Source organism: Thalassolituus pacificus (genome assembly GCF_025318105.1).
GTDB lineage: Bacteria > Pseudomonadota > Gammaproteobacteria > Pseudomonadales > Oceanobacteraceae > Venatoribacter > Venatoribacter pacificus.
This window is the reverse complement of sequence record NZ_JAOANI010000015.1, coordinates 1-15,955: the sequence shown is the minus strand read 5'-3', so window position 1 is coordinate 15,955 and position 15,955 is coordinate 1. Positions and strand designations below refer to the sequence as shown.

General features: G+C 52.0%; 13 protein-coding genes and 1 tRNA gene. All 14 read left to right on the top strand.

Going from position 1 to position 15,955, the window contains the following annotated elements:
* Positions 1-457 (top strand): EF-Tu C-terminal domain-related protein (locus tag NYR02_RS07235; protein WP_260975713.1); only part of this gene is annotated, 457 nt, incomplete at its 5' end.
* A 67-nt stretch (positions 458-524) separates the two neighbouring features.
* Positions 525-600, top strand: a tRNA-Trp gene (locus NYR02_RS07230).
* A 50-nt stretch (positions 601-650) separates the two neighbouring features.
* Positions 651-1,019, top strand: coding sequence for a preprotein translocase subunit SecE (secE, locus tag NYR02_RS07225; protein ID WP_260975712.1), 369 nt, complete (start codon positions 651-653; stop codon positions 1,017-1,019).
* A gap of 10 nt (positions 1,020-1,029) precedes the next feature.
* Positions 1,030-1,566 carry a transcription termination/antitermination protein NusG gene (nusG, locus tag NYR02_RS07220; RefSeq protein WP_260975711.1) on the top strand — a complete coding sequence of 179 codons (537 nt, stop codon included), beginning with the start codon at positions 1,030-1,032 and terminating at the stop codon, positions 1,564-1,566.
* An 87-nt stretch (positions 1,567-1,653) separates the two neighbouring features.
* Positions 1,654-2,088: a 50S ribosomal protein L11 gene (gene rplK / locus NYR02_RS07215; protein WP_260975710.1), complete on the top strand. Its 435-nt coding sequence runs from the start codon at positions 1,654-1,656 to the stop codon at positions 2,086-2,088.
* Positions 2,088-2,783, top strand: a complete 696-nt coding sequence (gene rplA / locus NYR02_RS07210) for a 50S ribosomal protein L1 (protein WP_260975709.1) — start codon at positions 2,088-2,090, stop codon at positions 2,781-2,783. Before rplK ends, rplA begins: the two co-directional genes overlap by 1 nt.
* A gap of 214 nt (positions 2,784-2,997) precedes the next feature.
* The gene (rplJ, locus tag NYR02_RS07205) at positions 2,998-3,492 is read left to right on the top strand and encodes a 50S ribosomal protein L10 (RefSeq protein WP_260975708.1); all 495 of its coding nucleotides are present in this window, start codon (positions 2,998-3,000) and stop codon (positions 3,490-3,492) included.
* Positions 3,493-3,572: 80 nt separating this feature from the next.
* A complete protein-coding gene (gene rplL / locus NYR02_RS07200; RefSeq protein ID WP_260975707.1) occupies positions 3,573-3,947 on the top strand; it encodes a 50S ribosomal protein L7/L12 in 375 nt (124 codons plus the stop codon).
* Positions 3,948-4,142: 195 nt separating this feature from the next.
* Positions 4,143-8,216, top strand: a complete 4,074-nt coding sequence (gene rpoB / locus NYR02_RS07195) for a DNA-directed RNA polymerase subunit beta (RefSeq protein WP_260975706.1) — start codon at positions 4,143-4,145, stop codon at positions 8,214-8,216.
* A 63-nt stretch (positions 8,217-8,279) separates the two neighbouring features.
* Positions 8,280-12,503 carry a DNA-directed RNA polymerase subunit beta' gene (rpoC, locus tag NYR02_RS07190; RefSeq protein WP_260975705.1) on the top strand — a complete coding sequence of 1,408 codons (4,224 nt, stop codon included), beginning with the start codon at positions 8,280-8,282 and terminating at the stop codon, positions 12,501-12,503.
* Between the two features lie 121 nt (positions 12,504-12,624).
* Positions 12,625-12,999: a 30S ribosomal protein S12 gene (gene rpsL / locus NYR02_RS07185; protein WP_145471121.1), complete on the top strand. Its 375-nt coding sequence runs from the start codon at positions 12,625-12,627 to the stop codon at positions 12,997-12,999.
* Between the two features lie 86 nt (positions 13,000-13,085).
* On the top strand, positions 13,086-13,556 hold the full coding sequence (gene rpsG, locus NYR02_RS07180) for a 30S ribosomal protein S7 (RefSeq protein WP_260975704.1): 471 nt from the start codon (positions 13,086-13,088) through the stop codon (positions 13,554-13,556).
* A gap of 19 nt (positions 13,557-13,575) precedes the next feature.
* The gene (gene fusA, locus NYR02_RS07175; RefSeq protein WP_260975703.1) at positions 13,576-15,669 is read left to right on the top strand and encodes an elongation factor G; all 2,094 of its coding nucleotides are present in this window, start codon (positions 13,576-13,578) and stop codon (positions 15,667-15,669) included.
* Between the two features lie 28 nt (positions 15,670-15,697).
* The coding region (locus NYR02_RS07170; protein ID WP_260974346.1) for a GTP-binding protein at positions 15,698-15,955 on the top strand (258 nt) is incomplete at its 3' end.

Sequence of the window (15,955 nt, the reverse complement as noted above, 5' to 3'; positions counted from 1 at the left end):
GTCCATCATCGGTATCAAAGAGACCATCAAGACGACCTGTACCGGTGTTGAGATGTTCCGTAAGATTCTGGACGAAGGCCGTGCCGGTGAGAACGTAGGTGTTCTGCTGCGTGGTACCAAGCGTGACGAAGTTGAGCGTGGTCAGGTACTGGCTAAGCCAGGCACTATCACTCCGCACACCAAGTTCGAATCAGAAGTATACGTACTGGGTAAAGATGAAGGTGGTCGTCACACGCCATTCTTCAAAGGTTACCGTCCACAGTTCTACTTCCGTACCACTGACGTGACTGGCGCTTGTGAGCTGCCAGAAGGCGTTGAGATGGTAATGCCAGGTGACAACGTTAAGCTGACCGTTACTCTGATCGCGCCGATCGCGATGGATGAAGGTCTGCGTTTTGCGATCCGTGAAGGCGGTCGTACTGTTGGCGCCGGCGTTGTAGCAAAAATTATCGAATAATCAACCGTTAAGGCTTGATTATTCGATCGGGGTGCTGTAAATTTCGGCGCCCTAATTGAGTGTCTTTAGGCCAGTAGTTCAATTGGTAGAGCACCGGTCTCCAAAACCGGGTGTTGGGGGTTCGAGTCCCTCCTGGCCTGCCAAATTCTTGAATGGCAGCTTCGGCTGCCATTTTTGGCTTCAGGGAATTGTGATGAATACCGATAGCAAAGCAAGTAAATCACCGTTGGATATATTGAAGTGGCTGCTGGCTGCAGCTTTTTTAGCTGCTGCCGTTGTGGGTAACTATGTCTACGCTGACATGCCACTGCTGTATCGTGTTCTGGGTGTTGTCGTTTTGATGGCGATCAGTGCCGGTTTTGCACTGACCAGCACTCAGGGCAAAGCATTTATGCAATTGCTGAAAGAAGCCAATGTGGAGCGCCGTAAAGTCGTGTGGCCTACGCGTCAGGAAACGACGCAGACCACCATGATTGTTGTGGTTGTAGTGGTATTGATGGCGCTGGTTCTGTGGGGTCTTGATTCTCTGCTGGGCTGGCTGATTTCGTTGCTGGTAGGCTGAGGAGCTTTAAATGGCTATGCGCTGGTATGTAGTACACGCCTACTCAGGTTACGAAAAACGCGTACAGAACGCTCTGAAAGAGCGCGTCGAGCTGCACGAGATGCAGGATTTCTTCGGCGATATTCTGGTTCCCACGGAAGAAGTGGTTGAAGTGCGTGAAGGTAAAAAGCGTAAGAGCGAGCGTAAGTTCTATCCTGGCTACGTTCTTGTGCAGATGGAGATGAACGATGAGAGTTGGCATCTGGTTAAGCAAACTCCTCGTGTAATGGGCTTTATCGGTGGAACTGCCGATAAGCCAGCTCCGATTTCAGAACGTGAAGCGGATGCCATTCTGCAGCGCGTGCGTGATGGTGCTGATCGTCCTACCCATAAAACAATCTATGAGCCTGGTGAGGTTGTGCGCGTGACCGATGGTCCGTTTGCTGACTTTAACGGTGTGGTTGAGGGTGTGGATTACGAGAAGTCCCGAGTGCAGGTTGCGGTAACTATTTTTGGACGTGCGACGCCGGTCGAACTGGAATTTACCCAGATCGAAAAAGCAGGCTGAGCATTTGTTAAATGACCGGGATACCGGTCGGGGAGCACTGAGCACCCTTGAGTGCCGGGCGCGTTAATACCCATTCGGAGAAAACACATGGCTAAGAAAGTCGAAGGCTACATCAAGCTGCAGGTTGCAGCGGGTAAAGCGAACCCAAGTCCACCGGTTGGTCCGGCTCTGGGTCAGAAAGGTCTGAACATCATGGAATTCTGCAAAGCGTTCAATGCTCAGACTCAAGGTATGGAAGCTGGCATGCCGGTTCCAGTGATCATCACTGCTTACAGTGACCGTTCATTCACCTTCGAACTGAAAACTCCTCCTGCATCTTACCTGCTGAAGAAAGCAGCTGGCCTGACCAGTGGTTCTGCTCGTCCGAACACTGTGAAAGTCGGTACTGTTAACCGTGCTCAGCTGGAAGAAATTGCCACTGTTAAAATGAAAGACCTGACTGCATCCGATATGGACGCAGCGGTACGTACCATCGCTGGCTCTGCCCGCGCTATGGGTCTGAACGTGGAAGGAGTTGAGTAATGGCTAAGCTGACTAAGCGCCAGAAGGCGATTGCAGAAAAAGTAGAAGCCGGCAAAGTTTATTCTTTCGCTGAAGCCGCTGCTCTGCTGGGCGAATTGTCCACTGTTAAGTTCAAAGAATCTGTAGACGTTGCCGTCAACCTGGGCATCGATGCACGTAAATCTGACCAGAACGTTCGTAGCTCTACCGTACTGCCAAACGGCACCGGTAAGACCATGCGCGTAGCTGTATTCACTCAGGGCGCAAACGCTGAAGCTGCTAAAGCTGCAGGCGCCGATGAAGTGGGTATGGACGATCTGGCCGAAAAAATCAAAGGCGGCGACCTGAACTTTGACGTTGTTATTGCTTCTCCTGATGCAATGCGCGTTGTCGGTATGCTGGGTCAGGTACTGGGCCCTCGTGGTCTGATGCCAAACCCGAAAGTAGGTACTGTAACTCCTGATGTTGCTACCGCCGTTAAAAATGCCAAGTCTGGTCAGGTGCGTTATCGCAATGACAAGAACGGTATTATCCACACTACTATCGGTAAAGTGGATTTCACCGCTCAGGCGCTGCAGGAAAACCTGACAGCTCTGCTGGCTGACCTGAAAAAAGCCAAACCTTCTTCCGCCAAAGGCGTGTACATGAAGAAAGTGACCATCAGCACGACGATGGGTCCTGGTTTGGTGGTTGATCATTCTTCACTGGATATCTGATCCGGTTTATTTGATTGACCAAACGATCTTTGGGGTTGTTGCCGGATGTACGCATCGGGCAGCAGCTGTCAAAGACCGCAGGAGTGAAGAAAAACCCCTGGTTTCTCCTTACTTAATATTTCCTGCGTAGATGGTGTGTGGCCCCTTCAGTATTCTGAATTGTCACACCGAGACTGGCTCATCTGAGCTCAATTTAACTTTTTAGGAGTTAATCGTGGCCTTAGGACTCGAAGATAAGAAGGCGATTGTCGCCGAAGTCCAGGAAGCAGCTCAAGGTGCTCTGTCTGCTGTTGTTGCGGATTCCCGCGGCGTAACAGTAGGCGCCATGACCGCTCTGCGTAAAGAAGCGCGTGAAGCTGGTGTTTGGATGAAAGTTGTCCGTAACACCCTGGCTCGTCGCGCTGTTGAAGGTACCCCATACGAGTGTCTTACTGACGTCCTCGTTGGCCCAAGCCTGATTGCTTTCTCTACCGAACATCCAGGTGCGGCTGCCCGTATCTTTAAGGATTTCGCTAAGCAGAACAGCAAGTTTGAGCTGAAAGCCGGTGCTTTCGAAGGTTCCGTGGTTTCTATCGATATGCTGGCAACACTGCCAACTTACGACGAAGCAATCGCGAAACTGATGAGCGTCATGAAAGAAGCGTCTGCAGGCAAATTGGTTCGTACCATTGCTGCTATCCGCGACCAAAAAGAACAGGAAGCTGCGTAATTTTATACGCCGCTTCTTAATGATTTATCGAGCCGATGCAAATTTAACGCGGGTGCTCCAGTAAATTTAGGAAATTTGTCATGTCATTGACTAAAGAAGATATCATGAATGCAATCGCCGACATGTCTGTAATGGACATCGTTGAGCTGGTTTCTGCAATGGAAGAAAAGTTCGGTGTATCTGCTGCCGCTGCTATGGTAGCTGGTCCAGCTGCTGGCGCTGACGCTGGTGCTGCTGAAGCACAATCAGAATTCGACGTAATTCTGAGCGGTGCAGGCGACAAGAAAGTTAACGTAATCAAAGCAGTACGTGAACTGACTGGTCTGGGCCTGAAAGAAGCTAAAGCAATGGTTGATGGCGCTCCATCAACTGTTAAAGAAGGCGTTTCTAAAGAAGACGCTGATGCTGCTAAAGCAACTCTTGAAGCGGCTGGTGCTCTGGTCGAGATCAAGTAATTTGCAATTCGTTGCAAAGATGCTTTTGCCGCGCCAGATTCTGAGCGCGGCAACCGGCTGACGGGTTTTTCCCGTCGGCCTTTTTCACGTTATGGAATTCGTGAGCACGCTGGCATACTGCTGGGTTCAAACGCAAGGCAAGTCCTTGAGCCATGGGTGTAACGCCCAATCGAGGAAACAGTCCGGGGATAACTGATGGCTTACTCATATACTGAGAAAAAACGTATCCGTAAGGATTTCGGTAAATTACCGAGTGTCATGGATGTGCCATACCTGTTGGCCATTCAAATCGACTCCTATCGCAAATTCTTGCAAGAGGGGGCATTCGCTGAGGACCGTATCGATATTGGTCTTCATGCTGCATTTAAATCTGTCTTCCCAATTGTAAGTTATTCCGGGAATGCGGCTCTGGAGTACGTGAGCTATCGCCTCGGTACCCCTACCTTTGATGAAAAAGAGTGTATGTTGCGTGGTGTGACCTACGCGGCACCGCTGCGCGTCAAGGTTCGTCTGATTATTTATGATAAAGAATCTTCGACCAAAGCCATCAAAGACATTAAAGAACAAGAAGTCTACATGGGCGAAATGCCCCTGATGACAGACAACGGTACCTTTATCGTTAACGGTACCGAGCGCGTGATCGTGTCTCAGCTGCACCGCTCACCTGGTGTGTTCTTCGATCACGACAAAGGTAAGACTCACTCTTCCGGTAAGCTGTTGTATAACGCCCGCGTTATTCCTTACCGTGGTTCCTGGCTGGACTTCGAGTTCGATCCTAAAGACCTGGTCTTCGTCCGTATCGACCGTCGTCGTAAGCTGCCTGCATCAATTTTGCTGCGCGCTCTGGGCTTCTCCACTGAAGAGATCCTGGCTACCTTCTTTGAAAACGACAGCTACCGCCTGACCGAAGACGGTGCCATGTTGAAGCTGATCCCGGCGCGTCTGCGTGGTGAAACGGCTGCGTTCGACATCAAAGATAACGACGGCAACATCATCGTTGAAGGCACTCGCCGTATTACTGCCCGTCATATCCGTCAGCTGGAAAAAGCGAACGTTGAGGAACTGGCAGTACCTATGGATTACCTGTTGGGTGAATCCATGGCGAAAGACATCGTTGACCAAAAGAGCGGCGAAGTACTGGCTGCAGCCAACAGTGAAATTACTGTTGAGTTGTTGGCTAAACTGGCTGCTTCCGGCGTCAAAGAGTTTGAAACCATTTACACCAATGAACTGGACTGTGGTTCGTTCATGTCCGACACCCTGCGTGCCGATCCGACCAGCAACGCTCTGGAAGCGCTGGTTGAAATCTACCGCATGATGCGTCCTGGTGAGCCACCAACAAAAGAAAGTGCCGAAGCGCTGTTCGAAAACCTGTTTTTCAGTGACGAACGCTACGACCTGTCTGCGGTTGGCCGCATGAAGTTCAACCGCCGTATCGGTCGCGAAGAAATCATCGGTTCCGGCACGCTGGATAAGAGCGACATTATCGCGGTTATGAAAACCCTGATCGACATCCGCAACGGTAAAGGCATCGTTGACGATATCGACCATCTGGGTAACCGTCGTATCCGTTCTGTCGGTGAAATGGCTGAAAACCAATTCCGTGTTGGTCTGGTACGTGTTGAGCGTGCTGTGCGTGAGCGTCTGTCTATGGCAGAAAGCGAAGGCCTGATGCCACAGGATCTGATTAACGCCAAGCCGGTAGCGGCTGCGGTTAAAGAATTCTTCGGTTCTTCTCAGCTGTCCCAGTTTATGGACCAGAACAACCCGCTGTCTGAGGTTACTCACAAGCGTCGTATTTCTGCTCTTGGGCCTGGCGGTCTGACCCGTGAACGCGCAGGCTTTGAAGTACGTGACGTTCACGCGACTCACTACGGTCGCGTATGTCCTATCGAAACGCCTGAAGGTCCGAACATCGGTCTGATTAACTCTCTGGCATCTTATGCCCGTACCAACGAATACGGTTTCCTCGAAACTCCGTATCGCCGCGTACTGGATGGTGTTGTCAGTGATGAGATCATCTACGTTTCAGCAATTGAAGAAGCCGATTACGTTATTGCTCAGGCATCCGTTGAAACCGACGAAAATGGCAAGCTGCAAGGTGACCTGATCTCTGTACGTCACCAGAACGAATTTACCGTGATGTCTCCGGACAACGTAACCCTGCAGGACGTATCTCCGCAACAGGTTGTGTCCATTGCCGCATCTTTGATTCCGTTCCTCGAACACGATGACGCCAACCGCGCATTGATGGGATCGAACATGCAGCGTCAGGCTGTTCCTACCCTGAAATCAGAGAAGCCTCTGGTGGGTACTGGTATGGAACGCTCTGTCGCGGCTGACTCCGGTGTGTGTGTGGTGGCGAATCGTGGTGGTGTTATCGACTCCGTTGATGCTTCCCGTATCGTGGTAAAAGTGAACGATGACGAAACCATCGCTGGTGAAGCCGGTGTCGACATCTATAACCTGACCAAATACACCCGTTCTAACCAGAACACCTGTATTAACCAGCGTCCACTGGTAAAAGCCGGTGACAGCATTGAACGCGGCGACATCATGGCTGACGGTCCGTCCGTTGACCTGGGGGAGCTGGCTCTGGGCCAGAACTTCCGCATCGCCTTCATGCCGTGGAACGGTTACAACTACGAAGACTCCATCCTGCTGTCCGAGCGAGTGTCTCAGGAAGATCGCCTGACCACTATCCACATTCAGGAACTGACCTGTGTGGCGCGTGACACCAAGCTGGGTGCGGAAGAAATCACCTCGGATATTCCGAACGTGGGCGAAGCTGCACTGGGTAAGCTGGATGAGTCCGGTATCGTTTATATCGGTGCTGAAGTTAAGCCTGGCGACATTCTGGTGGGCAAGGTAACACCTAAGGGTGAAACCCAGCTGACTCCGGAAGAAAAACTGCTGCGTGCGATCTTCGGTGAAAAAGCCTCTGACGTAAAAGATACGTCTCTGCGCGTTAAGACCGGTACTACCGGTACCGTTATCGACGTACAGGTCTTCACCCGTGACGGCGTGGAAAAAGATCAGCGTGCGCTGGAAATCGAACAGATGCAGCTGGACGAAGTCCGCAAAGATCTGAACGAAGAAATGCGTATCGTCAAGGGCGCGACCTATGAACGTCTGCATCGTGCTCTGTTGGGACAGAAAGTTAATGCCGCTCCTGGCCTGAAAAAGGGTGATGAGCTGAGCGAAGACTACCTGAAGTCTCTGGAAGCCGATCAGTGGTTCAAGATCCTGCCACAGGAAGAAGCTCTGGCTGAAATGCTGGACGTTGCCGAGAAATCTCTGGCAGAACGCCGCAAGCAGCTGGACGACAAGTTCGAAGATAAAAAGCGTAAGCTGCAGACCGGCGATGACCTGGCTCCTGGCGTACTGAAGATCGTTAAGGTGTATCTGGCGATCAAACGTAAGATCCAGCCTGGTGACAAGATGGCGGGTCGTCACGGTAACAAAGGTGTTATCTCGGCGATTAAACCAATTGAAGATATGCCATACGATGAAAACGGCGTAGCCGTCGACATCTGTCTGAACCCGCTGGGCGTACCATCGCGTATGAACGTCGGTCAGATCATGGAGATTCACTTGGGTCTGGCCGCTAAAGGTCTGGGCGAGAAGATCGACCGCATGATCAAAGAACAGCAGGAAATCGCCAGGTTGCGTGAACTGTTGCATGAGATCTACAACGGTGGTGATGGTCGCGTCGAAGACTTTGACAGCTTCAGCGATGCTGAAATTCTGGAACTGGGTAACAACCTGCGTGGCGGTGTGCCGATGGCAACACCAGCGTTTGACGGTGCGAAAGAATCCGAAATCAAACGTATGCTGCGCCTGGCTGACCTGCCGGATTCCGGTCAGATGACGCTGTACGATGGTCGCACAGGTGAAGCCTTTGACCGTCAGGTAACCGTGGGTTACATGTACATGCTGAAACTGAACCACCTGGTCGACGACAAGATGCATGCCCGTTCCACCGGTTCTTACAGTCTGGTTACCCAGCAGCCGCTTGGTGGTAAAGCCCAGTTCGGTGGTCAGCGTTTCGGGGAGATGGAAGTGTGGGCACTGGAAGCATACGGTGCTGCATACACTCTGCAGGAAATGCTTACTGTTAAATCCGATGACGTGGCCGGCCGTACCAAGATGTATAAAAACATCGTGGATGGCGACCACCGTATGGAAGCCGGTATGCCGGAATCCTTTAACGTATTGGTTAAAGAGATCCGCTCACTGGGTATCGACATCGAACTGGAAAACGAATAAGCGGATTAGCGTGGGTCAGTGCCTTACGGCCTGGCCCGCTCTGACTCCAAACGGAGCAAGAATATGAAAGACTTAGTCAATTTTCTGCGTAACCAGAACAACGCTGACGAGTTTGACGCCATCCGCATCGGCCTCGCCTCGCCAGAGATGATTCGTTCCTGGTCTTTCGGTGAAGTTAAAAAGCCGGAAACCATTAACTACCGTACGTTCAAACCTGAGCGTGACGGTCTGTTCTGTGCGCGTATCTTCGGACCGATCAAAGACTACGAGTGTCTGTGTGGCAAGTACAAACGCCTCAAGCACCGTGGTGTGATCTGTGAGAAGTGTGGTGTTGAAGTTACTCAGGCCAAAGTGCGTCGTGAACGCATGGGTCACATTGAGCTGGCTTCCCCGGTTGCTCACATCTGGTTCCTGAAATCGCTGCCATCCCGTATCGGCCTGATGCTGGATATGACGCTGCGCGATATCGAACGCATTCTGTACTATGAATCATTCGTAGTGACTGAGCCTGGCATGACCACGCTCGACGTTGGTCAGCTGCTGAGCGACGAACAGTACTATGAAGCGATTGAAGAGTTTGGCGACGAATTCGAAGCCAAAATGGGTGCGGAAGCCATTCAGGCGCTGCTCGGCCAGATCGAACTGGGCGAAGAAGTTCAGCGTTTGCGTGAAGAAATTCCGACAACCAGCTCTGAAACCAAGATCAAAAAGCTGTCCAAGCGTCTGAAGCTGCTGGAAGCTTTCCACCACTCCGGTAACGATCCGAAGTGGATGATCATGTCGGTACTGCCAGTACTGCCACCGGATCTGCGTCCGCTGGTACCGCTGGATGGTGGCCGTTTTGCGACCTCGGATCTGAACGATCTGTACCGTCGTGTGATCAACCGTAACAACCGTCTGAAGCGCCTGCTGGAGCTGAACGCTCCGGACATCATCGTACGCAACGAAAAGCGTATGCTGCAGGAAGCGGTCGATGCTCTGCTGGATAACGGTCGTCGTGGCCGCGCCATCACTGGCTCCAACAAGCGTCCGCTGAAATCTCTGGCAGACATGATCAAAGGTAAGCAAGGTCGTTTCCGTCAGAACCTGCTGGGTAAACGTGTTGACTACTCTGGCCGTTCGGTAATTACCGTGGGTCCACAGCTGCGCCTGCATCAGTGTGGTCTGCCGAAGAAGATGGCTCTGGAACTGTTCAAGCCGTTTATCTTCAGCAAACTGGAACACCGTGGTCTGGCGACAACCATTAAAGCTGCAAAGAAAATGGTTGAGCGCGAAACCGCAGAAGTCTGGGACATTCTGGCTGATGTTATCCGCGAACACCCGGTCATGCTGAACCGTGCACCAACACTGCACCGTTTGGGTATTCAGGCGTTCGAACCTCAGCTGATCGAAGGTAAAGCGATTCAACTGCACCCACTGGTGTGTGCGGCTTATAACGCTGACTTCGACGGTGACCAGATGGCGGTACACGTACCGCTGACTATCGAAGCGCAGCTGGAAGCCCGCGCGCTGATGATGGCAACCAACAACGTACTGTCTCCTGCTAACGGTGAGCCAATCATCGTTCCTTCTCAGGACGTGGTATTGGGTCTGTACTGGATGACCCGTGAACGCATCAACGCCAAAGGCGAAGGTATGTTCCTGGCGGATCTGGATGAAGTGACCCGTGCTTATCAGACGGGTTCTGCCCACCTGCAGGCAAAAGTGAAAGTGCGCATCATCGAAACCTTATATGACGATGATGGTACTGAGCATGTTGAGCGCAAAGTGGTTGATACCACGATTGGTCGTGCTCTGCTGTTCCGCATTGTGCCTAAAGGTCTGCCGTTTGAGCTGATCAACCGTCCGATGAAGAAGAAAGCGATCTCCAACATGATCAACACTGCATACCGCCGTGTAGGTCTGAAGGACACCGTCGTTTTCGCTGACCAGGTGATGTATACCGGCTTCCAGTATGCCACCCGTTCCGGTTCTTCTATCGGTGTAAACGATTTCGTTATTCCGGATGAGAAAGCGGAAATCGTTGCCAATGCCGACGCTGAAGTAAAAGAGATCGAGAGCCAGTTTGCTTCCGGTCTGGTGACTCACGGCGAGAAATACAACAAGGTTATCGACATCTGGTCGCGCGCTAACGAACTGGTAGCGAAGGCGATGATGGACAACCTGGGTAAAGAGAAAGTGATCGATCGCGACGGTAACGAAGTGGATCAGGAATCTTTCAACTCGGTTTACATGATGGCCGACTCCGGTGCTCGTGGTAGCCCTGCGCAGATTCGTCAGTTGGCGGGTATGCGTGGTCTGATGGCGAAGCCGGATGGCTCGATCATCGAAACGCCGATCGTAGCGAACTTCCGTGAAGGTCTGAACGTACTGCAGTACTTCACCTCGACTCACGGTGCTCGTAAAGGTCTGGCGGATACCGCACTGAAAACCGCTAACTCCGGTTACCTGACCCGTCGTCTGGTTGACGTGGCGCAGGATCTGGTGGTTACCGAGCACGATTGTGGCACGGAACACGGCCTGATCATGACTCCGCTGATCGAAGGCGGCGACGTGGTTGTGGCACTGGGTGATCGTATTCTGGGTCGTGTAATTGCGACCGACGTATACAAACCAGGTTCTGAAGGCGACATCGTTGTACCTGCCGGTACTCTGATCGACGAAGCCTGGGTACAGACCATCGAATCTGAAGGTATCGACGAAGTGCGTGTTCGCTCCGCCATTACCTGTCAGAGCCGTGTCGGTATCTGTTCTTCCTGTTACGGTCGTGACCTGGGTCGCGGTCATCAGGTGAACGTGGGTGAAGCGGTGGGTGTTATCGCTGCCCAGTCGATCGGTGAGCCAGGTACACAGCTGACCATGCGTACGTTCCACATTGGTGGTGCGGCGTCACGTTCTTCTGCCGCTGACAGCGTGCAGGTTAAGAACAACGGTACTGTTCGTCTGCACAACCTGAAAACGGTTGTTAAAGAAAACGGCGACCTGGTTGCAGTATCCCGTTCCGGTTCTATCGCACTGGCCGATGAACACGGTCGTGAGCGCGAACTGTACAAACTGCCATACGGTGCTGTGATCAGCGTTCAGGATGGTGCAAAAGTTGAAGCCGGCCAGAAAGTGGCCAGCTGGGATCCGCACACTCACCCGATCGTGACCGAAGTAAAAGGTCGTATCGAGTTTGTGGGCATGGAAGAAGGTATCACCATCAACCGTCAGACCGACGAGTTGACCGGTCTGTCGAATATCGAAGTCATCGATCCTAAAGATCGTCCGGCGGCTGGTAAGGACATCCGTCCAATGGTGAAACTGGTGGATACATCCGGTAATGATGTGATCCTGCCAGGTACTAACACGCCAGCGCAGTACATGCTGCCAGCCAACGCTTTGGTTAACCATGAAAATGGCACCGAAGTGGCCGTGGGTGACGTTATCGCACGTATTCCTCAGGAATCGTCTGGTAACAAAGACATCACCGGTGGTCTGCCACGCGTTGCGGATCTGTTCGAAGCCCGTAAGCCGAAAGAACCTGCCATTCTGGCAGAGGTCACCGGTACTGTGAGCTTCGGTAAAGAGACCAAGGGTAAAAAGCGCCTGGTGATTACTCCGAACAATGGCGGTGAGCCATATGAAGAGCTGATCCACAAATGGCGCCACATGAACGTGTTCGAAGGTGAACAGGTCGAGAAGGGTGAGGTTATCTCTGACGGCCCGATGAACCCGCACGATATTCTGCGTCTGAAGAGCGTGGGCGATCTGGCGATGTACATCACCAACGAAGTTCAGGAAGTTTACCGCCTCCAGGGTGTAGGCATCGATGATAAGCACATCGAAGTTATTGTGCGTCAGATGCTGCGTAAGGTGTTGATCGTTGAAAACGGCGACAGCTCCTTTATCCCGGGTGATCAGGTTGAGTACTCCGCGTTCCTCGAAGAAAACGAGAAACTGGAAGCCGCCGGTAAGATCACTGCGAAAGGCGAGCGTGTGCTGCTGGGTATCACCAAAGCCTCGCTGGCGACCGAGTCCTTCATCTCCGCGGCCTCCTTCCAGGAGACAACCCGCGTACTGACTGAAGGTGCGGTAACCGGTAAGGTCGATCACCTGCGCGGCCTGAAAGAAAACGTGGTTGTGGGACGTCTGATCCCGGCTGGTACTGGTCTTGCGTATCACGCTGAGCGTAAACGCAAGCGTCAGACCCGTGAAAACGACCGCCTCAAGACCACGCCAGCCGGTATGAATGTATCGGCTGACGAGATGGAAGCTAAGTTCAGCGAAGCTTTCAGCGATAAGTAAGTCATTGGTTGTAAAACAATCAATGACTTGACGACTGGGGCTGGGGGGATTATCCTTCCGGCCCCTTTTATTGCGTCAGAATTTTCTGGCGTTTTTGTTAGTGATAATTGGAGTTTGCTTAATGGCTACAATCAACCAGTTGGTTCGTCAGCCTCGTAAACGCAAAGTGGCTAAGAGTGACGTACCTGCACTGCAGGCGTGTCCTCAGCGTCGTGGCGTATGTACCCGTGTATATACTACCACTCCGAAAAAGCCTAACTCGGCACTGCGTAAAGTATGTCGTGTGCGTTTGACGAATGGTTTCGAAGTGTCTTCCTACATCGGTGGTGAAGGTCACAACCTGCAGGAACACAGTGTTGTTCTGATCCGTGGCGGTCGTGTAAAAGATTTGCCAGGTGTTCGTTACCACACTGTTCGCGGCTCTCTGGATACTTCCGGTGTTGCGAATCGTAAACAAGCCCGTTCTAAGTACGGTGCAAAACGTCCTAAGAAATAATTTCTTAAGATTTGGATAAGAGTAAGGCTGAGTTGATCGTTGAATCAGGATGCTCAGACTGACCTGAAGACCTAAGAGGGCTTATCATGCCAAGAAGACGCGTCGCTGCGAAGCGCGAGATCCTGCCAGATCCGAAGTTCGGAAACGTTACACTGGCAAAATTTATGAACCACGTAATGATCAGTGGTAAAAAATCCATCGCCGAGAAAATCGTTTATGGCGCAATGGATACCATGGCTCAGAAACAAGGTGGCGATCCGCTGGAAATGTTTGAAAAAGCATTAGAATCCATCCAGCCACTGGTTGAAGTTAAAAGCCGCCGTGTTGGTGGTGCAACCTATCAGGTACCTGTGGAGGTTCGTCCTTCACGTCGCCAGGCGCTGGCAATGCGCTGGTTGGTAGATGCAGCACGTAAGCGTGGTGAGAAGTCCATGGCTCAGCGCCTGGCTAACGAAATGATGGAAGCCTGTGAAGGTAAAGGTTCAGCCGTTAAGAAGCGTGAAGATGTTCACCGCATGGCTGAAGCGAACAAGGCTTTCTCTCACTACCGCTTTTAATTGATTCGAGGATTGCACAGTGGCACGCACAACTCCCATTGAGCGTTACCGCAACATTGGTATTTGTGCTCACGTGGATGCGGGTAAAACCACAACCACGGAGCGAGTACTGTTTTACACCGGTGTTTCTCACAAAATTGGTGAGGTGCATGATGGCGCAGCCACGATGGACTGGATGGAACAGGAGCAGGAGCGTGGTATTACCATTACTTCTGCTGCTACCACCTGCTTCTGGTCGGGCATGGCGCAACAGTTCGAGCAACACCGCATCAACATCATTGATACCCCGGGGCACGTTGACTTCACCATCGAAGTAGAACGTTCCCTGCGGGTGCTTGATGGTGCGGTGGTGGTGCTGTGTGGATCCTCGGGCGTACAGCCTCAGACTGAGACTGTGTGGCGTCAGGCCAACAAGTACGAAGTGCCACGCATGGTCTTCGTTAACAAGATGGACCGCGCCGGTGCAGACTTCTTTATGGTTGTTAAACAACTGAAAGATCGTCTCAACGCCAATGCTGTACCTATTCAGATCAACATCGGTGCGGAAGACAATTTCCGCGGCGTTGTTGACCTGATCAAAATGAAAGCCGTGCGCTGGAATGACGCGGATCAGGGCATGACCTTCAGCTATGAAGAGATTCCGGATGATCTTGCCGACGTTGCTGCTGAATGGCGTGAAAAGCTGGTCGAAGCGGCGGCTGATGCCAACGACGAGCTGATGAACAAATACCTCGAAGGCGAAGAGCTTTCTGAGGACGAAATTAAAGCCGCGCTGCGTCAACAGACGCTGGCGGGCGAGATCGTATTGGTCACCTGTGGTTCTGCCTTTAAAAACAAAGGTGTGCAGGCGGTTCTGGACGCTGTTGTTGAGTTCATGCCATCCCCGACCGAAGTAAAAGCGATCGAAGGTATTCTTGATGATGCCAATGAGACGGTCGGGATGCGTGAAGCGTCTGATGATGCACCGTTCTCTGCGCTGGCATTCAAAATCGCCACAGACCCCTTTGTCGGTACCCTGACGTTCATCCGTGTTTATTCCGGGGTGCTGAATTCTGGTGATGCCGTATACAACCCGGTTAAAGGTAAGCGCGAACGCGTGGGTCGTATGGTGCAGATGCACGCCAATGCCCGTGAAGAAATTAAAGAAGTCCGTGCTGGCGACATCGCCGCACTGATTGGCCTTAAAGATGTGACCACCGGGGAAACCCTGTGCGATCAGAATAACCGTATCACCCTCGAGCGCATGGAATTCCCGGATCCGGTAATTTCGGTTGCGGTTGAGCCTAAGTCGAAAATTGATCAGGAAAAAATGGGCGTCGCTCTGGGCAAACTTGCTCAGGAAGATCCATCGTTCCGGGTTGAAACCGACGAAGAAACCGGCCAGACCATCATCTCCGGTATGGGTGAGCTACACCTGGACATCATCGTCGACCGTATGCGTCGTGAGTTTAGCGTGGAAGCGAACGTAGGTAAGCCTCAGGTAGCCTATCGTGAGAAGATCACTGCCACGGTAGAGATCAACCACAAGTTCGCCAAGCAGTCCGGTGGTCGTGGCCAGTATGGTCATGTAGTTATCAGATTTGAGCCGTCTGAAGAAGAAGGGCTGGAGTTTGTTAACGAAGTCGTTGGTGGTGCCATTCCACGTGAATACATCCCGGCGGTTGAAAAAGGTATTTCTGAGCAAATGAAGAACGGCGTTCTGGCTGGCTACCCATTACTGGGGCTCAAGGCAACGCTGATCGATGGCTCATACCATGACGTTGACTCGAATGAGATGGCATTTAAAATTGCTGCCTCACAAGCCACAAAACAACTTTCAGAGAAAGGCAAAGCCGTGCTGCTTGAGCCAATGATGAAAGTGGAAGTTGTAACCCCTGAAGATTACATGGGGGATGTGGTGGGCGACCTGAATCGCCGTCGTGGCTTGATTTCAGGAATGGATGATACCCCTTCAGGTAAGGTGGTTGACGCCAGTGTGCCACTGGCAGAGATGTTCGGTTATGCAACCGATCTGCGTTCTGCCTCTCAGGGTCGGGCAACCTATTCCATGGAATTTGAAAAGTATTCGGAAGCACCATCCAGTGTTGCCGAAGCAATTATTACAAGAGCTTAATCATTTACGATATTGAACGAGGTGTTCTATGGCTAAGGAAACGTTTGAACGTTCCAAACCCCACGTAAACGTGGGTACTATCGGTCACGTTGACCACGGTAAAACCACTCTGACTGCGGCTCTGACCCGTGTATGTGCAGAAGTATGGGGCGGTGCTGCCGTTGCATTTGACGGTATCGACAATGCACCAGAAGAGCGTGAGCGTGGTATCACGATTTCTACCTCGCACGTAGAATACGAATCTCCAAGCCGTCACTACGCACACGTAGACTGCCCAGGACACGCG

Coding starts and splice junctions, on each gene's coding strand:
- rpoB (WP_260975706.1), top strand. CDS start 4,143: ATGGCTTACTCATATACTGAGAAAAAACGTATCCGTAAGGATTTCGGT.
- rplL (WP_260975707.1), top strand. CDS start 3,573: ATGTCATTGACTAAAGAAGATATCATGAATGCAATCGCCGACATGTCT.
- rpsL (WP_145471121.1), top strand. CDS start 12,625: ATGGCTACAATCAACCAGTTGGTTCGTCAGCCTCGTAAACGCAAAGTG.
- rplA (WP_260975709.1), top strand. CDS start 2,088: ATGGCTAAGCTGACTAAGCGCCAGAAGGCGATTGCAGAAAAAGTAGAA.
- rpoC (WP_260975705.1), top strand. CDS start 8,280: ATGAAAGACTTAGTCAATTTTCTGCGTAACCAGAACAACGCTGACGAG.
- nusG (WP_260975711.1), top strand. CDS start 1,030: ATGGCTATGCGCTGGTATGTAGTACACGCCTACTCAGGTTACGAAAAA.
- secE (WP_260975712.1), top strand. CDS start 651: ATGAATACCGATAGCAAAGCAAGTAAATCACCGTTGGATATATTGAAG.
- rplK (WP_260975710.1), top strand. CDS start 1,654: ATGGCTAAGAAAGTCGAAGGCTACATCAAGCTGCAGGTTGCAGCGGGT.
- rpsG (WP_260975704.1), top strand. CDS start 13,086: ATGCCAAGAAGACGCGTCGCTGCGAAGCGCGAGATCCTGCCAGATCCG.